20 protein-coding genes are annotated in these 21992 nt (G+C 58.4%); 19 read left to right on the plus strand and 1 reads right to left on the minus strand.

The window, feature by feature from the left end:
• Window positions 1–22: 22 nt before the first annotated feature.
• Complete coding sequence (clpS, locus tag GHO41_RS07760; protein ID WP_048368539.1) at window positions 23–385, minus strand: ATP-dependent Clp protease adapter ClpS; 363 nt, start codon at window positions 383–385, stop codon at window positions 23–25.
• Window positions 386–610: 225 nt separating this feature from the next.
• Here clpS and GHO41_RS07765 point away from each other — a divergent pair, with 225 nt between their 5' ends.
• From GHO41_RS07765 to nuoJ, 19 genes are all read left to right on the plus strand, one after another.
• Entirely contained in the window at window positions 611–889 is a 279-nt protein-coding gene (locus GHO41_RS07765; RefSeq protein WP_048368540.1) for a cold shock domain-containing protein, read from the plus strand.
• 461 nt (window positions 890–1350) lie between these two features.
• Window positions 1351–3576 carry an NADP-dependent isocitrate dehydrogenase gene (locus GHO41_RS07770; RefSeq protein ID WP_153433327.1) on the plus strand — a complete coding sequence of 742 codons (2226 nt, stop codon included), beginning with the start codon at window positions 1351–1353 and terminating at the stop codon, window positions 3574–3576.
• Window positions 3577–3769: 193 nt separating this feature from the next.
• Window positions 3770–4216 carry an NUDIX hydrolase gene (locus tag GHO41_RS07775; protein WP_153433328.1) on the plus strand — a complete coding sequence of 149 codons (447 nt, stop codon included), beginning with the start codon at window positions 3770–3772 and terminating at the stop codon, window positions 4214–4216.
• 59 nt (window positions 4217–4275) lie between these two features.
• Entirely contained in the window at window positions 4276–5409 is a 1134-nt protein-coding gene (mnmA, locus tag GHO41_RS07780) for a tRNA 2-thiouridine(34) synthase MnmA (protein ID WP_048368543.1), read from the plus strand.
• Entirely contained in the window at window positions 5406–6029 is a 624-nt protein-coding gene (gene hflD / locus GHO41_RS07785; protein WP_153433329.1) for a high frequency lysogenization protein HflD, read from the plus strand. The genes mnmA and hflD overlap by 4 nt, the downstream gene beginning before the upstream one ends.
• Window positions 6030–6157: 128 nt before the next feature.
• Window positions 6158–7528, plus strand: a complete 1371-nt coding sequence (gene purB / locus GHO41_RS07790; RefSeq protein ID WP_153433330.1) for an adenylosuccinate lyase — start codon at window positions 6158–6160, stop codon at window positions 7526–7528.
• An 83-nt stretch (window positions 7529–7611) separates the two neighbouring features.
• Window positions 7612–8778: a cupin domain-containing protein gene (locus GHO41_RS07795; protein ID WP_048368546.1), complete on the plus strand. Its 1167-nt coding sequence runs from the start codon at window positions 7612–7614 to the stop codon at window positions 8776–8778.
• Window positions 8771–9193 (plus strand): GNAT family N-acetyltransferase, encoded by a 423-nt coding sequence (locus GHO41_RS07800; RefSeq protein WP_153433331.1) that lies wholly within the window; start codon window positions 8771–8773, stop codon window positions 9191–9193. The genes GHO41_RS07795 and GHO41_RS07800 overlap by 8 nt, the downstream gene beginning before the upstream one ends.
• Before the next feature lie 202 nt (window positions 9194–9395).
• Window positions 9396–10139, plus strand: coding sequence for a secretin N-terminal domain-containing protein (locus GHO41_RS07805; RefSeq protein ID WP_153433332.1), 744 nt, complete (start codon window positions 9396–9398; stop codon window positions 10137–10139).
• A gap of 232 nt (window positions 10140–10371) precedes the next feature.
• Window positions 10372–11697 (plus strand): isocitrate lyase, encoded by a 1326-nt coding sequence (aceA, locus tag GHO41_RS07810; RefSeq protein WP_048387738.1) that lies wholly within the window; start codon window positions 10372–10374, stop codon window positions 11695–11697.
• 558 nt (window positions 11698–12255) lie between these two features.
• The gene (locus tag GHO41_RS07815) at window positions 12256–12669 is read left to right on the plus strand and encodes an NADH-quinone oxidoreductase subunit A (RefSeq protein ID WP_003446990.1); all 414 of its coding nucleotides are present in this window, start codon (window positions 12256–12258) and stop codon (window positions 12667–12669) included.
• A 10-nt stretch (window positions 12670–12679) separates the two neighbouring features.
• Window positions 12680–13354, plus strand: coding sequence for an NADH-quinone oxidoreductase subunit B family protein (locus GHO41_RS07820; protein ID WP_048368550.1), 675 nt, complete (start codon window positions 12680–12682; stop codon window positions 13352–13354).
• A gap of 74 nt (window positions 13355–13428) precedes the next feature.
• A complete protein-coding gene (gene nuoC / locus GHO41_RS07825) occupies window positions 13429–15213 on the plus strand; it encodes an NADH-quinone oxidoreductase subunit C/D (RefSeq protein ID WP_048368795.1) in 1785 nt (594 codons plus the stop codon).
• A 2-nt stretch (window positions 15214–15215) separates the two neighbouring features.
• Window positions 15216–15713 (plus strand): NADH-quinone oxidoreductase subunit NuoE, encoded by a 498-nt coding sequence (gene nuoE / locus GHO41_RS07830; protein ID WP_048368551.1) that lies wholly within the window; start codon window positions 15216–15218, stop codon window positions 15711–15713.
• On the plus strand, window positions 15710–17065 hold the full coding sequence (nuoF, locus tag GHO41_RS07835; protein WP_048387736.1) for an NADH-quinone oxidoreductase subunit NuoF: 1356 nt from the start codon (window positions 15710–15712) through the stop codon (window positions 17063–17065). Before nuoE ends, nuoF begins: the two co-directional genes overlap by 4 nt.
• 133 nt (window positions 17066–17198) lie before the next feature.
• Entirely contained in the window at window positions 17199–19913 is a 2715-nt protein-coding gene (gene nuoG / locus GHO41_RS07840; protein WP_048368553.1) for an NADH-quinone oxidoreductase subunit NuoG, read from the plus strand.
• A complete protein-coding gene (gene nuoH / locus GHO41_RS07845) occupies window positions 19910–20917 on the plus strand; it encodes an NADH-quinone oxidoreductase subunit NuoH (RefSeq protein WP_048368554.1) in 1008 nt (335 codons plus the stop codon). Before nuoG ends, nuoH begins: the two co-directional genes overlap by 4 nt.
• Window positions 20918–20929: 12 nt before the next feature.
• Complete coding sequence (nuoI, locus tag GHO41_RS07850; protein ID WP_016780194.1) at window positions 20930–21478, plus strand: NADH-quinone oxidoreductase subunit NuoI; 549 nt, start codon at window positions 20930–20932, stop codon at window positions 21476–21478.
• 9 nt (window positions 21479–21487) lie between these two features.
• Complete coding sequence (gene nuoJ / locus GHO41_RS07855) at window positions 21488–21991, plus strand: NADH-quinone oxidoreductase subunit J (protein ID WP_048368555.1); 504 nt, start codon at window positions 21488–21490, stop codon at window positions 21989–21991.
• Window position 21992 lies beyond the last annotated feature (1 nt).

Below are 21992 nucleotides of genomic sequence, written 5' to 3' on the forward strand. Positions count from 1 at the left end.
CCTCATACCCAAGTGGTCGGCGTTAACCGTCCTTCTCGATTTCACAGAGTAGCGGATGCTGGCTTTCGCGTGCGTACTGGTTTACCTGCGCCGCCTTGGTCTCGGCGATGTCGCGGGTAAAGATGCCGCACACTGCCCGTCCTTCTGTATGAACGGCCAGCATGACCTTGGTCGCCAATTCGCGATTCAAGTTAAAAAACACCTCAAGCACTTCGACAACGAAATCCATGGGTGTGTAGTCATCGTTGAACAAAACCACCTTGTACATCGGCGGCGCCTGAAGCGCAGGCTTAGCCTCTTGCACAGCCAAGCCAGCGGAATCTTCGTCATCATAATCGGGCTGATCATGATTGGATGTTAGTCGAATCTGGCTGATTGCATGCATGGAAAGAAAGGTTCGTCTTTGATCGATTACAGTGATGGAGGCAGACGTAGCAAATTTCAACTGCGCCGCCGCGTGACCTTGACTATCGGTAAAACGGTGTTACAACCAATAGAACCCACAGTGGGTAATAAAGGTCCGTGCAGTCAACCATATTTCGTGGTTTCTGCGCGAGTGAACTGGATGATACTCCAGTGATGGAGTTGTTTGCAGCAGAGGGAGATGAGTATGCAAGGCAAGGTCAAGTGGTTTAACAACGCCAAAGGCTTCGGCTTTATCAATACGGAAGCCAAGGAAGGCATCGACGAGCATGGACATCCAATCGACTTCTTCGCCCATTTTTCCGCCATTCAGATGGACGGCTACAAAACGCTGAAAGCAGGCCAGCCTGTCAGCTTTGAAATCATTCAAGGGCCCAAAGGCCTGCACGCTGTGGCAATCACCGACGCCAAGGTGCTGACGCCGCAACCCGTGACTGCATCAGGGGCCACCCGCCTGTCGGTCTGAGCCCGCGAGCACAGCCCGTCATGAAGAACGGTCGATTCTCACACACGAATCGGCCGTTTTTTATTGCACTTGCCGCCATGCACGTGCACACCCCACCTTCAAACCCCCAGAAAAACCCCGTAAACACGGGGGTATCAAGTCAAAACCAAGGGCATTTTGCCGCAGGTTCTTAGACCAATTGATGATTTGTGTTAGGCCACCCCCCTCGCAGCAACCTTAGTGACCTATGTATACTGCGCCGGTGACCACGGAGTCACTCAGCAACACCTACTGGAATGAGTCTTTCAGGCCTAGAAAGGCTGAGCCGTTACCCCGGCTCGACCGCTTGACGCTCTACTGATGCATTCACATCACAGCGAAGAACCTCGACTTTCGGCTCATTGTTCACTGTGTACGAAAGCGCCTACCCTGCGCATCTCGAGTATCTGAGCACGCTCAGCAAAGAAGAGAGTTAATCCGAAATGCCCAACCGTTCGAAGATCATCTACACCTTCACCGACGAAGCTCCGGCGCTCGCCACCTATTCACTGCTGCCTATCATCGAGGCTTTCACCGCCAGCGCTGATATTGCCGTTGAGACGCGCGACATCTCTTTGGCAGGCCGCATCCTCGCCAGCTTCCCCGAGCAATTGGGTGACAAGGCCGTAGCAGACCACCTCGCCGAACTGGGCGCCCTGGCTGTTACCCCTGAAGCCAACATCATAAAGCTGCCTAACATCAGCGCCTCGGTTCCTCAGCTGCAAGCTGCCATCAAGGAACTGCAAGCACAGGGCTTCAACATCCCTGACTACCCGGACACCGCGACGACTGACGCCGAGAAAGACATCAAGGCGCGTTACAGCAAAGTCATGGGCAGCGCCGTAAACCCGGTACTGCGCGAAGGCAACTCGGACCGCCGCGCACCACTGTCGGTTAAAAACTACGCTCGCAAGCACCCGCACAAAATGGGCGCCTGGGCTGCAGACTCCAAGTCCCACGTGGCTCACATGAGCGAAGGCGACTTCTACGGCAGCGAAAAAGCGGCCCTGATCGAAGCCCCGGACAGCGTTAAAATCGAACTGATCGCTCAAGACGGCACCACTACCGTCCTGAAGGAAAAAACCGCCGTACAAGCCGGCGAGATCATCGATTGCTCCGTCATGAGCAAAAATGCCCTGCGCAAGTTCGTAGCGGCCGAAATCGAAGACGCCAAGAAACAAGGCGTGCTGTTCTCGGTTCACTTGAAAGCCACCATGATGAAGGTTTCCGACCCGATCATGTTTGGTCAGATCGTGGCTGAGTTCTACAAGGACGCGCTGGCCAAACACGCCGACGTCCTGAAAGAAATCGGTTTCAACCTGAACAACGGTATCGGCGACCTGTACGCCCGTATCAAGGCACTGCCAGCCGAGAAGCAAGCTGAAATCGAAGCTGACATCCAGGCTGTCTACGCCAACCGCCCTGCTCTGGCGATGGTCAACTCTGACAAAGGCATCACCAACCTGCACGTACCAAGCGACGTGATTGTTGACGCCTCGATGCCAGCGATGATTCGTGATTCCGGCAAAATGTGGAACACCGAAGGCCAACTGCAAGACACCAAGGCCATCATCCCGGATCGTTGCTACGCAACTATCTACCAGGCCACGATCGAAGACTGCAAAAAGCACGGTGCTTTCGATCCGACCACCATGGGCAGCGTGCCAAACGTTGGCCTGATGGCGCAAAAAGCCGAAGAGTACGGCTCGCACGACAAAACCTTCCAGATCAAAACCCCTGGCGTTGTTCGGGTAACCGACAGCAACGGCAACGTGCTGATGGAACAAAAGGTTGAGGAAGGCGACATCTGGCGCATGTGCCAGGCCAAAGACGCGCCGATCCGCGACTGGGTCAAACTGGCCGTTAACCGCTCCCGCGCCAGCAACACCCCGGCTGTATTCTGGCTGGACCCTAAGCGTGCTCACGACGCAGAAATGATCAAGAAGGTTGAAACCTACCTGAAAGATCACGACACCAGCGGTCTGGACATTCGCATCATGTCGCCTGTAGACGCCATGAAGTTCACCCTGGAACGCACCCGCGCCGGCCTGGACACCATCTCGGTAACCGGCAACGTACTGCGCGACTACCTGACTGACCTGTTCCCGATCATGGAACTGGGCACCAGCGCCAAAATGCTCTCGATCGTCCCGCTGATGAATGGCGGCGGCCTGTTCGAAACTGGCGCAGGTGGCTCGGCACCCAAGCACGTGCAACAACTGCTGGAAGAAAACTTCCTGCGTTGGGACTCGCTGGGTGAGTTCCTTGCACTGGCTGCTTCCCTGGAGCACCTGGGCACCACCTACAACAACGCAAAAGCGTTGGTGCTGGCCAAAACCCTGGACCAGGCTACCGGTCAGTTCCTGGACAACAACAAATCGCCATCGCGCAAAGTCGGCAACATCGACAACCGCGGTAGCCACTTCTACCTGGCGCTGTACTGGGCACAAGCCCTGGCCGCTCAGACTGAAGACAAAGAGCTGCAAGCCCAATTTGCCCCTGTGGCAAAAGCCATGGCCGAGAATGAGGCAAAAATTGTTGCCGAACTCAACGCCGTGCAGGGCAAGCCTGTCGACATCGGTGGTTACTACCACGCCGACGCCGATAAGGTGAGCACCGTAATGCGCCCTAGCGCCACGCTGAACGAGATCATCGCTTCTCTGGTGTAAGAGCAACAGGCAACAGCACAGACCCCGGCCCACGACGCCGGGGTTTGTGTTTTTACGGGCCATACAAACCCTGTGGGAGCGGGCTTGCTCGCGATAGCATCAGCGCGTAAAAAGCACAGACTGAAGCGCCTGCATCGCGAGCAAGCCCGCTCCCACAGGGGATATGCATCCACCAATAAACCGAGACCCTCACATGGAATGGAAACCCCACATCACCGTCGCGACGGTCGTTGAAGACAATGGCCGTTTTTTGATGGTTGAGGAATACAGCGGAGAGCGCGCCGTGCTTAACCAGCCCGCCGGGCACCTGGACCCGAACGAAACCCTGATTGAAGCAGCGATCCGCGAAACCCTCGAAGAAACCGGTTACGACGTCGAACTGACCGGGGTCATCGGCATTTACTTGTACACCGCCCCAAGCAACGGCGTGACGTATCAGCGCGTATGCTTTGCCGGCAAAGTCGTCAAACATCACCTCGAATACACCCTGGACACCGGCATCATCGGCCCGCAATGGCTGACCCGCGACGAGCTGATAGCGCAACGCCAGCGCTGGCGCAGCGAGCTGAGCTTGCAGTGCATCGACGATTATCTGAGCGGCCAATTGTTCGACCTCACGTTAATCCGCCCTTCGGTTTAGCCTTGAGCGCTCGGGCCTGATAGAATCGCGTCCTTTTTCAAGGCACTCATTGAAACCCTATGCGTGATCCAGCCTTAGTCGCCCCCGAACAACAGCGCGTCATCGTCGGCATGTCCGGCGGTGTAGACTCTTCCGTTTCCGCCGTTCTGCTCATGGAGCAGGGCTATCAGGTGGAAGGCCTGTTCATGAAGAACTGGGAGGAAGACGACGGAACGGATTACTGCACCGCCATGGATGACCTGGCAGACGCCCAGGCCGTGTGCGACAAAATTGGCATCAAGTTGCACACTGCCAACTTTGCCGCCGAATACTGGGACAACGTGTTTGAGCACTTCCTGGCCGAATACAAGGCCGGGCGCACGCCTAACCCGGACATCCTGTGCAACCGCGAAATCAAGTTCAAGGCGTTCCTCGACTACGCCCTGATGCTCGGCGCAGATCTGATCGCTACCGGCCACTACGTGCGCCGTCGTGACATTGACGGCCGCACAGAGCTGCTCAAGGGCCTCGACCCGAACAAGGACCAGAGCTATTTCCTGCACGCCGTCGGTGGTGAGCAGATTGCCAAGACCTTGTTCCCGGTAGGCGAACTGGAAAAACCGGAAGTGCGCCGCATTGCCGAGAAACACGGCCTGGCCACCGCCAAAAAGAAAGACTCCACCGGTATCTGCTTTATTGGCGAGCGCCGCTTCAGCGACTTCCTCAAGCAGTACCTGCCCGCGCAGCCGGGTGAAATCAAAACCACCGAAGGTGAAGTCATCGGCCGCCACCACGGCCTGATGTACCACACCATCGGCCAACGCCAGGGCCTGGGCATCGGCGGCCTCAAAGACGCCAGTGACGAGCCGTGGTACGTGCTGATCAAAGACCTTGAGCACAACGAGCTGATCGTTGGCCAGGGCAATGACCACCCGTGGCTGTTCTCCCGCGCCCTGCTCGCCTCAGAGATCTATTGGGTCAACCCGATCGACCTGAGCAGCCCGCTGCGCCTGACCGCCAAGGTCCGCTATCGCCAGAGCGACCAGCCGTGCACCCTTGAAAAAACCGCTACCGGCTATCGCGCCACCTTCGACGACCCGCAACGCGCGGTCACCCCCGGCCAGTCCGTGGTGTTTTACGACGGTGAAGTGTGCCTGGGCGGCGGCGTGATCGAAGTGGCCGAGCCGTGGACCAGCAAGGGCCACCGCGCATGAACCCGATTCAGGAGCAACTGGTAGCCTTGGGCGGCGTGTTTTTTGCCGCGGTGCTGGTCGACAAGATCGCCAAGACCGGCCAGATCAGCGAAGCCGACCTGGCCTGCATGCTGGGCAGCCTGCTGGTACGCGACCCCAAGGACACCCTTGAGGTCTATGGCGGTGACGACAGCAACCTGCGCGAAGGCTATCGGGCACTGATTGGCGCCCTTGAGCGCGACCCGAGCACCCTGCAGCGCGAGCCGCTGCGCTACGCCCTGTCGATGCTCGGGCTTGAGCGTCAACTGGCCAAGCGCGACGACATGCTTGAGCTGATTGGCAAGCGCCTGCCGCAAATCCAGTCCCAGGTTGAGCATTTCGGCCCCGCCCACGAAAACGTGGTGGCGGCCTGCGGCGGGCTGTATCAGGACACCCTGAGCACCCTGCGTCAGCGCATCCAGGTACATGGCGACATGCGCAACCTGCAACAACCGAACAATGCGGCAAAAATTCGCGCGCTATTGCTGGCCGGTATTCGTTCCGCGCGGCTGTGGCGCCAATTGGGCGGTCATCGCTGGCAGCTGGTTTTCAGCCGCCGCAAGCTGCTCAAAGAGCTTTATCCGATGCTGCGTGGCAACTGAAACACGCCAGTACGAACACGTTGCAACCTCGTTACGCGTAAGACGCCGGTCAGTTGGCAGCGGACCGGCTGTTTTTTTCATGTATGATACGCGCCCCATTTCGTTGCCCGACTGTCCGAGAACACCCCATGCAGCTCTCTTCGCTCACTGCGGTTTCCCCTGTTGACGGCCGCTACGCCGGCAAAACCCAGGCCCTGCGCCCAATTTTCAGCGAGTACGGCCTGATCCGTGCCCGCGTTCTGGTTGAAGTTCGCTGGCTCCAGCGCCTGGCCGCTCACGCTGCCATCCCTGAAGTTCCGGCCTTCTCCGCCGAAGCCAACGCCGTTCTGAACGAACTGGCCGAAAACTTCTCTCTGGAGCACGCCGAGCGCGTCAAAGAGATCGAGCGCACCACCAACCACGACGTTAAAGCCATTGAGTACCTGCTCAAGGAACAGGCCGCCAAGCTGCCTGAGCTGGCCAACGTCAGTGAGTTCATCCACTTTGCCTGCACCAGCGAGGACATCAATAACCTGTCCCACGCCCTGATGCTGCGCGAAGGCCGTGATGACGTGATGCTGCCGCTGATGCGCCAGACCGCTCAAGCCATCCGCGAACTGGCCATCCGTTTCGCTGACGTGCCAATGCTGTCGCGCACCCACGGCCAACCGGCTTCGCCTACCACTCTGGGCAAAGAGCTGGCCAACGTGGTGTACCGTCTGGAGCGTCAAATCGCTCAAGTCGCTGCAGTACCGCTGCTGGGCAAAATCAACGGCGCTGTCGGCAACTACAACGCCCACCTGTCGGCCTACCCGCAGATCGACTGGGAAGCCAACGCCCGCGCCTTCATCGAAGACGAGTTGGGCCTGAGCTTCAACCCGTACACCACGCAAATCGAACCGCACGACTACATTGCCGAGCTGTTTGACGCCATTGCCCGCTTCAACACCATCCTGATCGACTTCGACCGCGATATCTGGGGCTACATCTCCCTGGGCTACTTCAAGCAGCGCACCATCGCAGGCGAAATCGGTTCGTCGACCATGCCGCACAAGGTCAACCCGATCGACTTCGAAAACTCCGAAGGCAACCTGGGTATCGCCAACGCCTTGTTCCAGCACCTGGCCAGCAAACTGCCAATCTCCCGCTGGCAGCGCGACCTGACCGACTCCACCGTACTACGTAACCTCGGTGTCGGCTTCGCCCACAGCGTGATCGCATACGAAGCCAGCCTCAAAGGCATCAGCAAGCTTGAGCTGAACGCTCAAAAAATCGCTGCTGACCTGGACGCGTGCTGGGAAGTATTGGCCGAGCCAATCCAGACTGTGATGCGTCGCTACAACATTGAAAACCCGTACGAAAAGCTCAAAGAGCTGACGCGCGGCAAGGGCATCAGCCCTGAAGCACTGCAAACGTTCATCGACGGCCTTGAAATGCCGGAAGCGGCCAAGGCCGAGCTGAAGCTGCTGACGCCTGCCAACTACATTGGCAACGCGGTCGAGCAAGCCAAGCGTATCTGATCGCTGCAACGACCTATTAACGCCCGGCCGTGCCGGGCGTTTTTATTCCTGATTACAAAGCGCATTTTTTCAATAGGTTACACATGAATCCTGATACTCCTCTTCAACTTCTGGGCGGCATCACGGCGCGCGAGTTCATGCGCGACTACTGGCAGAAAAAACCACTGCTGATCCGCCAGGCAATTCCTGACTTCGAAAGCCCGATCGATGCCGACGAACTGGCCGGTCTGGCGCTGGAAGAAGAAGTCGAATCGCGCCTGATCATCGAGCACGGCGAGCGCCCATGGGAACTGCGCCGCGGCCCGTTCGCAGAAGACGAATTCGGCAAACTGCCAGAGCGCGAGTGGACCTTGCTGGTTCAAGCCGTTGACCAGTTCGTCCCGGAAGTCGGTGAATTGCTGGAAAACTTCCGCTTCCTGCCAAGCTGGCGCATCGACGACGTGATGATCAGCTATGCAGCCCCGGGCGGCAGCGTCGGTCCGCACTTCGATAACTACGACGTATTCCTGCTGCAAGGCCACGGCAAGCGCCACTGGCAGATCGGCCAGATGTGCGACGCCGACAGCAAGCTGCTGGAACATGCCGACCTGCGAATTCTGGCTGAGTTCGAGGCCACCGATGAGTGGACCCTGGAACCCGGCGACATGCTCTACCTGCCGCCACGCTTGGCACATTGCGGCGTTGCCGTGGATGACTGCCTGACCTACTCGGTCGGTTTCCGTGCCCCAAGCGCAGCCGAAGTACTGACCCACTTCACGGACTTCCTGAGCCAGTATCTGCCGGACGAAGACCGCTACACCGACGCCGACGCGCAGCCTGTAAGCGATCCACACCAGATTCAGCACGACGCTCTGGGCCGCCTTAAAAACCTGCTGACCGAGCACATGAGCGACGAGCGCATGCTGCTGACCTGGTTCGGCCAGTTCATGACCGAGCCACGCTACCCGGAACTCGTGGTCGGCCCGGAACTCGAAGAGCCAGAGCTGATCGACAGCCTGGAACAGGGCGCTATTCTGATCCGTAACCCGAGCGCCCGCCTGGCCTGGTCCGAAGTGGACGAAGACCTGCTGTTGTTCGCCAGCGGCCAAAGCCGTCTGTTGCCGGGTAAACTGCGCGAGTTGCTGAAAATGATTTGCGCGGCCGACGCCCTGCACAGTGATAACCTCGGCCCATGGCTGGCCGATGAAGACGCAAGCAACCTGCTCTTCGAGCTGGTTAAACAAGGAAGCTTGGGGTTTGCTGATGAATAAGACTCACGTAAGTGTCGCCGACTGGAAAAAGGACAACTCCGATATTCGACGCATTCGTGAGACGGTGTTTATTGCCGAACAACAAGTCCCGCCCGAACTGGAATGGGACGCAGACGACGCAGATGCCGTGCATTTTCTGGCTTATGAGGGCGATTTCCCGATTGGTACTGCCCGGCTGCTGCCGGACGGCCACATTGGACGAGTGTCTGTACTCAAAGACTGGCGCGGCCTCAAAGTGGGCGACGCCTTGATGCAGGCCGCGATCAGCGAAGCTGAAAAACGCGGCCTTAAAAAGCAGCAGCTCAGCGCGCAAGTGCACGCGACGTCGTTCTATGAGCGCCTGGGTTTCAGAATCGTCAGCGAGGAATTCCTTGAAGCAGGCATTCCGCACGTTGATATGGAACGCGGTAGCTAACTACTAAGCCCACCTTTGTGGGAGCGGGCTTGCTCGCGATACGGATAACGCTGCTTTGCAGAAAGAATGAGTCGTCTGCATCGCGAGCAAGCCCGCTCCCACATGCGTGACAACAAAACGCCCTGCCATCTTCGGATCGCAGGGCGTTTTGCTATCTGCCACACTCCGGGGATACTTTTCACGTATTGCGGAGATAACGGACATGTCCCTACGCGCCTTCATCGCCAGCCTGCTCATGGCCTTCAGCATTAGCGCACTGGCCGATACCAAAGTCATCACCTTACAAAACCGCACCAGCGCCGATCTACTGCCGATTGCGCAGAACTTTATCGGTAAAAACGGCAAAGTCAGCGCCTACGGCAACCAACTGATTGTCGAAGCAGCCCCCTCAAAAATTCAAAATCTGGAAAACCTGCTGGCGCAACTCGACACCCCCGCCAAGCGCTTGCTGATTACGGTCGACACCCGCGACAACAGCCTGCCCGAATCCAATTCAGACACCCGCGTGATCAGCACCGCCAGCCGTGAAGGTGGCATTCAGCAAATCGAGGCCACTGAAGGTGTGCCCGCGCAAATCCAGATCGGCCAGAGCGTGCCCCTCACCAGCACCCAGACAGACGCCTATGGCCGACTGCTCACACAGACCGAATACCGCGATGTCACCCAGGGTTTTTTCGTCACTGCCACCGTCACAGGTGAAACGGTACACCTCGCGATCAGCACGCATCTGGACAGCATGAGCCAGGAGCGTCCCGATGTAGTGAACATGCAAAATGCCAACACACAGATCAGCGGACCCCTCGGCCAGTGGATCACCGTGGCAGGCAGCAGCAACCAGAGCCAGACTCAAAATAACGCTACAACCCTTACGTACTCTACTCAAGGGCGCAACGACATGACGGTACGGGTCAAAGTCAACACTCTCGACCAGAGGACCCAAAACTGACTGACGGGTCGTATTAGACTAAATATGTAGTGCCGTGAAAAAAGCACTACAAAGTGTTTGACGACACAAAAATGCAAAGGCATGATGGCCCCGCTCCCGCCAATCAGAGCCCCGGAAAAGGGCCCTGGATGACTCTTGGCGAGCAGCCATTCACGCACTTACACAAACACAATTGCTGTGTGCTGGCGGAGCAAATTTTTCAACCCAGACCTATGCGACGAGGTTTATCTCCATGGCACTGACACGCGAACAGCAAATTGCAGCCCTTGAAAAAGACTGGGCCGAAAACCCACGCTGGAAAGGCGTGAAACGCGATTATTCCGCTGCTGACGTGGTCCGCCTGCGTGGTTCGGTTCAACCCGAGCACACCTTTGCAAAATTGGGCGCTGACAAGCTGTGGAAACTGGTGACACAGGGCGCACACCCGTCCTTCCGTCCTGAGAAAGATTTCGTCAACTGCATGGGCGCCCTGACCGGGGGCCAGGCAGTTCAACAGGTTAAAGCCGGCATCCAGGCTATCTACCTGTCGGGTTGGCAAGTGGCAGCAGACAACAACTCTGCTGAATCCATGTACCCCGATCAGTCGCTGTACCCGGTGGACTCGGTTCCAACCGTGGTCAAGCGCATCAACAACTCGTTCCGTCGTGCCGACCAGATCCAGTGGAAAGCCGGCAAAAACCCGGGCGACGCAGGCTACATCGACTACTTCGCTCCTATCGTGGCAGACGCTGAAGCCGGTTTCGGCGGCGTACTGAACGCTTACGAACTGATGAAGAACATGATCGAAGCAGGCGCCGCCGGCGTGCACTTCGAAGACCAACTGGCATCGGTGAAAAAATGCGGCCACATGGGCGGCAAAGTACTGGTACCTACCCAGGAAGCCGTACAAAAGCTGACTGCAGCGCGTCTGGCTGCTGACGTGGCTGGCGTACCGACCATCATCCTGGCCCGTACCGACGCTAACGCCGCAGACCTGCTGACTTCTGACTGCGACCCGTACGACCAGCCGTTCGTATCTGGCGAGCGCACCAAAGAAGGTTTCTACAAAGTACGTGCAGGCCTGGACCAAGCCATTGCCCGCGGCCTGGCCTACGCCCCTTACGCCGATCTGATCTGGTGTGAAACCGCCAAACCGGACCTGGACGAAGCACGCCGCTTTGCCGAAGCGATCAAAAAGGAATACCCGGACCAACTGCTGTCGTACAACTGCTCGCCTTCCTTCAACTGGAAGAAAAACCTGGACGACGCGACCATCGCCAAGTTCCAGCGCGAATTGTCAGCCATGGGCTACAAGCACCAGTTCATCACCCTGGCCGGCATTCACAACATGTGGCACAGCATGTTCAACCTGGCGCACGACTACGCCCGCAACGACATGACCGCCTACGTGAAACTGCAAGAGCAGGAATTCGCTGACGCAGAAAAAGGCTACACCTTCGTGGCGCACCAACAAGAAGTGGGCACCGGCTACTTCGACGACATGACCACCGTTATTCAAGGTGGCTCTTCATCGGTAACCGCCCTGACCGGCTCGACCGAAGAAGAACAGTTCCACTGATAGCTGCTCCTCAGTGATTGGCGCCCCGACTGGTTCGGGGCGTTTTTTTGTGTGCCCGAACAACCCTGTAGGAGCGAGCTTGTCTCGCGATCTTTTGATCTTTTAAAAGATCGCGAGGCAAGCTCGCTCCTACAGCGGGGTGAGCATTCACGAAAACCCTGACCCAGATCCATAAACTGAAACGTGAAACAGGTTACAAAGCCAAGTTCAAAACTTGCCAAGTGCGTCTATATAAGCCAAGTTCAACGGGTTAACCGTACTGCGTCACAACATCGCAGCCCTTAAACGATATTAATTATCATTTAGAGTTGCTTTTGTTGATTACCTGCGCCGTAAAACATAATCCTTGAAACACGCTGCAATCCACGGAACACAAGGCCTGCGCAGACTTTGAGGAGTGCTATACCACTAAAGGATTGAATTAATTCATCTTAGAAAATTTACTTGCTGGGTGTTTAGCCATAAAATCCCGGCAATCAATAGCGCTGCGACATATCGTCACTGCTTTATTACCTTTTTAAGCTCAGAGACCTTTGCTCTCTGTTAAGGATTTCCAGCATGCCCGAAGCGACAGGACTCATAGCCCACAACTGGGGCTTTGCCATTTTCCTTCTCGGCGTTGTCGGCCTCTGTGCCTTCATGCTCGGCGTCTCCAGCCTCCTTGGGTCAAAAGCCTGGGGCCGCAGCAAAAACGAACCGTTCGAGTCCGGCATGCTGCCTACCGGTGGCGCCCGCTTGCGGCTCTCTGCAAAATTCTATCTGGTCGCGATGCTGTTCGTGATCTTCGATATCGAAGCCCTCTTTCTCTTTGCATGGTCTGTGTCTGTTCGCGAAAGCGGCTGGACCGGATTCGTCGAAGCTCTCGTTTTCATAGCAATTCTGTTGGCAGGCCTTGTCTACCTATTTCGGGTGGGTGCTCTTGATTGGGCACCGGAAGCTCGTCGTAAGCGGCAGGCCAAGCTGAAACAATGAGGCTTTGGCAATGCAATACGAACTCACCAGGATCGACCCGGATGCTCCTAACGAGCAATACCCGATCGGCAATCGGGAAACCGTTGCCGATCCGTTAGAAGATCAAGTCCACAAAAACATTTTCATGGGCAAGCTGGAAGACGTGCTGAACGGCACGGTCAACTGGGGGCGTAAAAACTCCTTGTGGCCGTACAACTTCGGCTTGTCGTGCTGCTACGTGGAAATGACCACCGCCTTCACGGCGCCCCACGACATCGCGCGCTTTGGCGCCGAAGTGATCCGGGCATCGCCGCGTCAGGCGGATTTCATGGTTATTGCCGGTACCTGCTTCATCAAGATGGCGCCGATCATTCAGCGTCTCTATGAGCAAATGCTTGAGCCTAAGTGGGTTATCTCCATGGGTTCTTGCGCCAACTCCGGTGGCATGTACGACATCTACTCCGTGGTTCAAGGGGTCGACAAGTTCCTGCCCGTGGACGTTTACGTGCCAGGCTGCCCACCCCGCCCAGAGGCTTTCCTGCAAGGCTTGATGCTCTTGCAAGAGTCGATTGGCCAGGAGCGTCGCCCACTTTCCTGGGTTGTCGGTGAACAAGGCGTGTACCGCGCCGAGATGCCGTCCCAAAAGGAACAGCGCCGCGAACAGCGTATTCAGGTCACTAACCTGCGCAGCCCCGACGAAGTCTGATCCAGCGCCGCTTCTATAAATAGAACGAAACACTGGCTTCATTCTTTACGTTGAACGAAAGCGATAAAAAAACCATGACTACAGGCTCCGCTCTGTACATCCCGCCTTACAAGGCTGACGACCAGGATGTGGTTGTCGAACTCAATACCCGTTTTGGCCCTGAAGCGTTCACCGCACAGGCCACACGCACCGGCATGCCGGTGCTTTGGGTTACCCGCGCAAAACTGGTTGAAGTACTGACCTTCCTGCGCAACCTGCCAAAACCTTACGTCATGCTCTATGACTTGCACGGTGTGGACGAACGTCTGCGCACCAAGCGTCAGGGCTTGCCATCGGGTGCAGACTTCACGGTCTTCTACCACCTGATGTCGCTTGAGCGTAATAGTGACGTAATGATCAAGGTTGCCTTGTCCGAGAGCGACCTCAGCCTGCCGACCATCACCGGTATCTGGCCAAACGCCAACTGGTATGAGCGTGAAGTCTGGGACATGTTCGGTATCGACTTTAAAGGTCACCCGCACCTGTCGCGCATCATGATGCCGCCGACCTGGGAAGGTCACCCGCTGCGCAAGGACTTCCCGGCGCGTGCGACCGAGTTCGATCCGTACAGCCTGACCCTGGCCAAAGTGCAACTGGAAGAAGAAGCTGCGCGCTTCCGTCCTGAAGACTGGGGCATGAAGCGTTCCGGCGAAAACGAGGACTACATGTTCCTCAACCTGGGCCCGAACCACCCTTCGGCTCACGGTGCCTTCCGTATCATCCTGCAACTGGACGGCGAAGAGATCGTCGACTGCGTGCCAGACATCGGCTACCACCACCGTGGTGCCGAGAAGATGGCCGAGCGCCAGTCCTGGCACAGTTTCATCCCGTACACCGACCGTATCGACTACCTCGGCGGCGTGATGAACAACCTGCCGTACGTGCTCTCGGTAGAGAAGCTCGCCGGGATCAAGGTGCCGGACCGGGTCGACACCATCCGCATCATGATGGCGGAGTTCTTCCGTATCACCAGCCACCTGCTGTTCCTGGGTACCTACATCCAGGACGTGGGCGCCATGACCCCGGTGTTCTTCACCTTCACCGACCGTCAGCGCGCTTACAAAGTGATCGAAGCCATCACCGGTTTCCGTCTGCACCCGGCCTGGTATCGCATCGGTGGCGTTGCCCACGACCTGCCAAATGGCTGGGAGCGTCTGGTCAAGGAATTCGTCGAGTGGATGCCAAAGCGTCTGGACGAATACCAAAAAGCCGCGCTGGACAACAGCATTCTGCGTGGCCGAACCATCGGCGTCGCCCAGTACAACACCAAAGAGGCCCTGGAATGGGGCGTCACCGGTGCTGGCCTGCGTTCCACCGGCTGCGACTTCGACGTACGTAAAGCGCGTCCGTACTCCGGTTACGAAAACTTCGAATTCGAAGTCCCGCTGGCAGCCAATGGCGATGCCTACGACCGCTGCATCGTGCGCGTCGAAGAAATGCGTCAGAGCCTGAAAATCATCGAGCAGTGCATGCGCAACATGCCGGCCGGCCCGTACAAGGCGGATCACCCGCTGACCACGCCGCCGCCTAAAGAGCGCACGCTGCAGCACATCGAGACCTTGATCACGCACTTCCTGCAAGTTTCGTGGGGCCCGGTCATGCCGGCCAACGAATCCTTCCAGATGATCGAAGCGACCAAGGGCATCAACAGTTACTACCTGACGAGCGATGGCGGCACCATGAGCTACCGCACCCGGATTCGCACCCCAAGCTTCGCCCATTTGCAGCAGATCCCTTCGGTGATCAAAGGCGAAATGGTCGCAGACTTGATTGCGTACCTGGGGAGTATCGATTTCGTTATGGCCGACGTGGACCGCTAAGCATGAACAGCACGCTTATCCAGACAGACCGTTTCGCCCTGAGCGAAACCGAGCGCTCGGCCATCGAGCACGAGATGCATCACTACGAAGATCCGCGCGCAGCGTCGATCGAAGCCCTGAAGATCGTTCAGAAGGAACGCGGCTGGGTGCCGGATGGCGCGGTATACGCCATCGGCGAACTGCTGGGCATCCCGGCCAGTGACGTTGAAGGCGTGGCCACGTTCTACAGCCAGATCTTCCGTCAGCCGGTCGGCCGCCACATCATTCGCGTGTGCGACAGCATGGTGTGCTACATCGGTGGCCACGAGTCCGTGGTCGGCGAAATTCAGAGCAAGCTGGGCATCGGCCTGGGCCAGACCACCCCGGACGGCCGCTTCACGCTGCTGCCGGTGTGCTGCCTGGGCAACTGCGACAAGGCGCCGGCGTTGATGATCGACGACGACACATTCGGTGACGTGCAGCCTGCTGGCGTCGCTACGTTGTTGGAGGGCTACCCATGACCCTGACTTCTTTCGGCCCTGCCAACCGCATTGCGCGCTCGGCAGAAACCCACCCGCTGACCTGGCGCCTGCGTGACGACGGCGAGCCCGTATGGCTCGACGAGTACCAGGCCAAAGACGGCTACGCGGCGGCGCGCAAAGCGTTCGCGGACATGGCGCAGGACGATATCGTCCAGACCGTGAAAGACGCGGGCCTCAAGGGTCGTGGTGGTGCGGGCTTCCCCACGGGTGTGAAGTGGGGGCTGATGCCTAAAGACGAATCCATGAACATCCGTTACCTGCTGTGTAACGCCGATGAAATGGAACCCAACACCTGGAAAGACCGCATGCTGATGGAGCAACTGCCCCATCTGCTGATCGAAGGCATGCTGATCAGTGCCCGCGCGCTCAAAACCTACCGTGGCTACATCTTCCTGCGCGGTGAATACACCACCGCCGCCGTGCACCTGCGTCGTGCGGTCGAAGAAGCCAAGGCAGCCGGCCTGCTGGGCAAGAACATCCTCGGTTCGGGCTTTGACTTCGAACTGTTCGTGCACACCGGTGCCGGGCGTTACATCTGCGGCGAAGAAACCGCACTGATCAACTCCCTCGAAGGCCGTCGCGCCAACCCGCGCTCCAAGCCGCCCTTCCCGGCCGCTGTGGGCGTGTGGGGCAAGCCGACTTGCGTGAACAACGTAGAAACCCTGTGCAACGTACCGGCCATCATTGGCAACGGCGTTGACTGGTACAAATCCCTCGCCCGCGAAGGCAGCGAAGACCACGGCACCAAGCTGATGGGCTTCTCCGGCAAAGTGAAGAACCCTGGCCTGTGGGAACTGCCGTTCGGCGTCACCGCACGCGAGCTGTTCGAAGACTACGCCGGTGGCATGCGCGACGGCTTCAAGCTCAAGTGCTGGCAGCCAGGCGGCGCCGGTACCGGCTTCCTGCTGCCAGAGCACCTGGACGCACAAATGTACGCCGGCGGCATCGGCAAAGTCGGTACCCGTATGGGTACGGGCCTGGCGATGGCGGTGGACGACAGCGTCAACATGGTCTCCCTGCTGCGCAACATGGAACAGTTCTTTGCCCGTGAATCGTGCGGTTTCTGCACCCCTTGCCGTGATGGTTTGCCATGGAGCGTCAAGCTCTTGATGGCACTCGAGAAAGGCGAAGGTCAGCCCGGCGATATCGAGACCCTGCTGGGTCTGGTCGGTTTCCTCGGCCCAGGCAAGACCTTCTGTGCTCACGCACCGGGCGCCGTGGAGCCATTGGGCAGCGCGATCAAGTACTTCCGTCCAGAGTTCGAAGCCGGTATTGCGCAAGCAAAACCTGGCGCCGTACCGCTGGCTCGCCCGATTGTAATCGGCGCGTAACGCTTTGACTGAGGGTGGTCCGTGCCACCCTTCGATCGTTCGATGACGCCGTAAAGGCTGTGTTGATTCGAACGCATAACAAGATTCCATTAGCCACGCCCGCTGACACCGGGCCAACGAAGAACTTTGAACCATGGCCACTATCCACGTAGACGGCAAAGAGCTCGAAGTCGATGGGGCAGACAACCTGTTACAGGCCTGTTTGTCGCTAGGACTCGATATTCCGTATTTCTGCTGGCACCCTGCCCTGGGCAGCGTCGGCGCCTGCCGCCAGTGCGCAGTCAAGCAGTACACCGACGAGAACGACACCCGTGGTCGTATCGTCATGTCCTGCATGACCCCGGCCACTGACGGAAGCTGGATTTCCATCGAAGACGAAGAAGCGAAAGTGTTTCGCGCCAGCGTCGTCGAATGGCTGATGACCAACCACCCGCACGACTGCCCTGTGTGCGAAGAAGGCGGTCACTGCCACCTGCAAGACATGACGGTGATGACCGGCCACAACGAGCGCCGTTATCGCTTCACCAAGCGTACCCACCAGAACCAGGAACTCGGCCCGTTCATCGCTCACGAGATGAACCGCTGCATCGCCTGCTATCGCTGCGTGCGCTACTACAAAGACTACGCAGGCGGCACCGACCTGGGTGTGTTCGGCGCTCACGACAACGTGTACTTCGGTCGCGTTGAAGACGGCGTGCTCGAAAGCGAGTTCTCCGGCAACCTCACCGAGGTCTGCCCGACCGGTGTGTTCACCGACAAGACTCACTCCGAGCGCTACAACCGTAAGTGGGACATGCAGTTCGCGCCAAGCATCTGCCACGGTTGCTCCAGCGGCTGCAACATCAGCCCGGGCGAGCGTTATGGCGAACTGCGCCGCATCGAAAACCGTTTCAACGGTTCGGTGAACCAGTACTTCCTGTGTGACCGTGGCCGTTTCGGCTATGGCTACGTCAACCGCACCGACCGCCCACGTCAGCCGCTGCTGGCCGACGGCACCAAGCTGGGCCTGGACGCGGCGCTGGACAAAGCGGCCGAACTGCTGCGCGGTCGCAATATCGTCGGCATCGGTTCGCCACGTGCCAGCCTCGAAAGCAACTACGCGTTGCTTGAACTGGTCGGCGCCGAGCACTTCTACTCCGGCATCGAAGCCGCTGAGCTGGAGCGCATCCGCCTGGTGCTGCAAGTACTCAAAGACAGCCCGCTGCCAGTGCCTAACCTGCGCGAGATCGAAGATCACGACGCCGTGTTCGTGCTGGGTGAAGACCTGACCCAGACCGCCGCCCGTATGGCGCTGTCGCTGCGTCAATCGGTCAAGGGCAAAGCTGAAGACATGGCCGACGCCATGCGCGTTCAGCCTTGGCTCGACGCCGCGGTGAAAAATATCGGCCAGCACGCGCTGAACCCGCTGTTTATCGCCAGCCTGGCTGAAACCAAGCTCGATGACGTGGCTGAAGAATGTGTACACGCCGCCCCGGAAGACCTGGCGCGCATCGGTTTTGCCGTGGCTCACGCCATTGACGCCAGCGCTCCGGCCGTACCTGGCCTGGACGCAGAAGCTCTTGAGCTGGCCCAGCGCATCGCTGACGCCCTGCTCGCGGCCAAACGCCCACTGATCGTGGCCGGTACTTCGCTGGGCTCCAAGGCCCTGATCGAAGCCGCAGGCAACATCGCCAAGGCCCTGCACCTGCGTGAAAAAGCCGGCTCCATCAGCCTGGTGGTGCCAGAGGCCAACAGCCTCGGCCTGGCCATGCTCGGCGGTGATTCGGTTGATGCGGCGCTGCAAGCCGTTATCGACGGCAAAGCCGATGCCATCGTGGTGCTGGAAAACGACCTGTTCACCCGTGTTGACGCGATCAAGGTCAATGCAGCACTGGACGCAGCCAAAGTCGTCATCGTTGCCGATCATCAAAAGACCGCGACCACAGACCGCGCTGACCTGGTTCTGCCAGCCGCCAGCTTCGCCGAAGGCGACGGTACCCTGGTCAGCCAGGAAGGCCGCGCCCAGCGCTTCTTCCAGGTCTACGAACCGCGCTACCTGGATTCGAGCATTTTGATCCACGAAGGCTGGCGCTGGTTGCACGCGCTGCGCAGCACCCTGCTGAACAAGCCGGTTGACTGGACTCTGCTCGACCACGTGACTCAAGCCACCGCCGCCAGCACCCCAGAACTGGCCCAGATCGTTGATGCTGCGCCGTCCGCTGCGTTCCGTATCAAAGGTTTGAAACTGGCTCGTGAACCGCTGCGTTACAGCGGCCGCACGGCCATGCGCGCCAACATCAGCGTGCACGAGCCACGTATTCCACAAGACCCGGACACCGCGTTCGCGTTCTCGATGGAAGGTTACTCGGGCTCGGTAGAACCGCGTAAACAAGTGCCGTTCGCCTGGTCGCCGGGCTGGAACTCGCCACAAGCGTGGAACAAGTTCCAGGACGAAGTCGGTGGTCACATCCGCGCTGGCGACCCGGGCACCCGCCTGATCGAAAGCAAAGGTGATGCACTGAGCTGGTCCGCCAACATTCCGGGCGCGTTCAACCCGGCACGTGGCACCTGGCAAGTGGTGCCGTTCTATCACCTGCTGGGCAGCGAAGAGAACTCTTCGAAAGCCGCGCCGGTACAAGAGCGTATCCCTGCCGCTTACGTGGCCCTGGCCAAGTCCGAAGCCGACCGTCTGGGTGTCAACGACGGCGCGCTGCTGAGCTTGAACGTGGCGGGCCTGACCCTGCGTCTGCCGCTGCGTATCAACGAAGAGCTGGGTGCAGGTCTGGTGGCATTGCCAGCCGGTCTGCCAGGTATTCCACCCGCTATCTTTGGCCTTACCGTTGACGGTTTGCAGGAGGCAGCCCAATGAGCTGGTTTACGCCTGAAGTGATCGACGTGATCATCACGGTGGTGCAGGCCATCGTGATCCTGCTCGCCGTGGTGGTGTGCGGCGCGCTGCTAAGCTGGGTCGAGCGTCGTTTGCTCGCCCTCTGGCAAGACCGTTACGGCCCGAACCGCGTAGGCCCGTTCGGCGCGTTTCAGATCGCCGCCGACATGATCAAGATGTTCTTCAAGGAAGACTGGACCCCTCCGTTTGCCGACAAGATGATCTTCACCCTGGCACCGGTTGTGGCCATGAGCGCTTTGCTCATCGCCTTTGCGATTATCCCGATCACCCCGACCTGGGGCGTGGCGGATCTGAACATCGGTATCCTGTTCTTCTTCGCCATGGCCGGTCTGTCGGTGTACGCGGTGTTGTTCGCTGGCTGGTCCAGTAACAACAAGTTCGCCCTGCTCGGCAGCTTGCGTGCTTCGGCTCAGACTGTTTCGTACGAAGTGTTCATGGGCCTGTCGCTGATGGGCATCGTGGTGCAGGTTGGCTCGTTCAACATGCGCGACATCGTTGAATACCAAGCGCAGAACCTGTGGTTCATCATTCCGCAGATCTTCGGTTTCCTGACCTTCTTCATCGCTGGCGTCGCTGTGACTCACCGTCACCCCTTCGACCAGCCGGAAGCAGAACAGGAACTGGCCGATGGTTACCACATTGAATATGCCGGCATGAAATGGGGCATGTTCTTCGTCGGTGAGTACATCGGGATCGTGTTGATCTCGGCGTTGCTGGTGACTTTGTTCTTCGGTGGCTGGCACGGGCCTTTCGGCATCCTGCCGCAGATCCCGTTTATCTGGTTCGCCCTGAAGACCGCGTTTTTCATCATGATCTTCATCCTGCTGCGCGCTTCTATTCCGCGTCCACGGTATGACCAAGTGATGGATTTCAGCTGGAAGTTCTGCCTGCCGCTGACCCTGATCAATTTGCTGGTAACCGCTGCAATCGTGTTGATGAACACGCCTGCAGTCGCGGTTCAGTGAGGATAGAGACCCATGTTCAAGTACCTGTTTGACATCGTGCATGGCACCTACACCCAGCTTCGCAGCTTGGTGATGGTGTTTGGCCATGCCTTCCGCAAGCGTGACACGCTGCAATACCCGGAAGAACCGGTCTATCTGCCACCGCGTTACCGTGGCCGAATCGTCCTGACCCGCGACCCGGACGGCGAAGAGCGTTGTGTAGCCTGTAACCTGTGCGCCGTAGCGTGCCCGGTGGGCTGCATCTCGCTGCAAAAAGCCGAAACCGAAGATGGCCGTTGGTACCCCGAGTTCTTCCGCATCAACTTCTCACGCTGCATTTTCTGCGGTCTGTGTGAGGAAGCCTGCCCGACCACCGCGATCCAGCTGACACCGGATTTCGAAATGGCCGAGTTCAAACGTCAGGATCTGGTCTACGAGAAGGAAGATCTGCTGATCTCCGGCCCGGGCAAGAACCCTGATTACAACTTCTATCGTGTTGCGGGTATGGCCGTAGAAGGCAAGCCGAAAGGCGCTGCCCAGAACGAAGCCGAGCCGATCAACGTGAAGAGCTTGCTGCCTTAAGGAAGAACGATGGAATTCGCTTTCTATTTCGCATCGGGTGTCGCTGTCGTGTCCACGCTACGCGTGATCACCAACACCAACCCTGTGCATGCCCTGCTCTACCTGATTATTTCGCTGATTGCCGTGGCGATGACCTTTTTCAGCCTCGGCGCACCGTTTGCCGGTGTGCTCGAAGTGATCGCCTACGCCGGTGCCATCATGGTGCTGTTTGTGTTCGTGGTGATGATGCTCAACCAGGGCCCGGCCTCGGTGACGCAAGAACGCCACTGGCTCAAGCCCGGCATATGGGTTGGCCCGAGCATTCTGTCGGCCTTGCTGCTGGCTGAACTGCTGTATGTGCTGTTCGCTCACCAGAGCGGCGCGGCTATCGGTCAAACCACCATTGATGCAAAAGCCGTGGGCATCAGCCTGTTCGGCCCGTATCTGCTGGTGGTCGAACTCGCCTCGATGCTGCTGCTGGCTGCAGCGGTGACGGCGTTCCACTTGGGCCGCACTGAGGCGAAGGAGCAATAAG

It is taken from the genome of Pseudomonas sp. FSL R10-0399, assembly GCF_009600165.1.
GTDB lineage: Bacteria > Pseudomonadota > Gammaproteobacteria > Pseudomonadales > Pseudomonadaceae > Aquipseudomonas > Aquipseudomonas helleri.

What these genes read in the sequence shown, in the direction of transcription:
- purB (WP_153433330.1), top strand. Translation starts at nt 6,158, where the DNA reads ATGCAGCTCTCTTCGCTCACTGCGGTTTCCCCTGTTGACGGCCGCTAC.
- GHO41_RS07800 (WP_153433331.1), top strand. Translation starts at nt 8,771, where the DNA reads ATGAATAAGACTCACGTAAGTGTCGCCGACTGGAAAAAGGACAACTCC.
- aceA (WP_048387738.1), top strand. Translation starts at nt 10,372, where the DNA reads ATGGCACTGACACGCGAACAGCAAATTGCAGCCCTTGAAAAAGACTGG.
- GHO41_RS07815 (WP_003446990.1), top strand. Translation starts at nt 12,256, where the DNA reads ATGCCCGAAGCGACAGGACTCATAGCCCACAACTGGGGCTTTGCCATT.
- nuoI (WP_016780194.1), top strand. Translation starts at nt 20,930, where the DNA reads ATGTTCAAGTACCTGTTTGACATCGTGCATGGCACCTACACCCAGCTT.
- GHO41_RS07795 (WP_048368546.1), top strand. Translation starts at nt 7,612, where the DNA reads ATGAATCCTGATACTCCTCTTCAACTTCTGGGCGGCATCACGGCGCGC.
- nuoC (WP_048368795.1), top strand. Translation starts at nt 13,429, where the DNA reads ATGACTACAGGCTCCGCTCTGTACATCCCGCCTTACAAGGCTGACGAC.
- GHO41_RS07820 (WP_048368550.1), top strand. Translation starts at nt 12,680, where the DNA reads ATGCAATACGAACTCACCAGGATCGACCCGGATGCTCCTAACGAGCAA.
- hflD (WP_153433329.1), top strand. Translation starts at nt 5,406, where the DNA reads ATGAACCCGATTCAGGAGCAACTGGTAGCCTTGGGCGGCGTGTTTTTT.
- clpS (WP_048368539.1), bottom strand. Translation starts at nt 385, where the DNA reads ATGCATGCAATCAGCCAGATTCGACTAACATCCAATCATGATCAGCCC.
- nuoJ (WP_048368555.1), top strand. Translation starts at nt 21,488, where the DNA reads ATGGAATTCGCTTTCTATTTCGCATCGGGTGTCGCTGTCGTGTCCACG.
- nuoF (WP_048387736.1), top strand. Translation starts at nt 15,710, where the DNA reads ATGACCCTGACTTCTTTCGGCCCTGCCAACCGCATTGCGCGCTCGGCA.
- GHO41_RS07805 (WP_153433332.1), top strand. Translation starts at nt 9,396, where the DNA reads ATGTCCCTACGCGCCTTCATCGCCAGCCTGCTCATGGCCTTCAGCATT.
- nuoH (WP_048368554.1), top strand. Translation starts at nt 19,910, where the DNA reads ATGAGCTGGTTTACGCCTGAAGTGATCGACGTGATCATCACGGTGGTG.
- mnmA (WP_048368543.1), top strand. Translation starts at nt 4,276, where the DNA reads ATGCGTGATCCAGCCTTAGTCGCCCCCGAACAACAGCGCGTCATCGTC.
- nuoE (WP_048368551.1), top strand. Translation starts at nt 15,216, where the DNA reads ATGAACAGCACGCTTATCCAGACAGACCGTTTCGCCCTGAGCGAAACC.
- GHO41_RS07765 (WP_048368540.1), top strand. Translation starts at nt 611, where the DNA reads ATGCAAGGCAAGGTCAAGTGGTTTAACAACGCCAAAGGCTTCGGCTTT.
- GHO41_RS07775 (WP_153433328.1), top strand. Translation starts at nt 3,770, where the DNA reads ATGGAATGGAAACCCCACATCACCGTCGCGACGGTCGTTGAAGACAAT.
- nuoG (WP_048368553.1), top strand. Translation starts at nt 17,199, where the DNA reads ATGGCCACTATCCACGTAGACGGCAAAGAGCTCGAAGTCGATGGGGCA.
- GHO41_RS07770 (WP_153433327.1), top strand. Translation starts at nt 1,351, where the DNA reads ATGCCCAACCGTTCGAAGATCATCTACACCTTCACCGACGAAGCTCCG.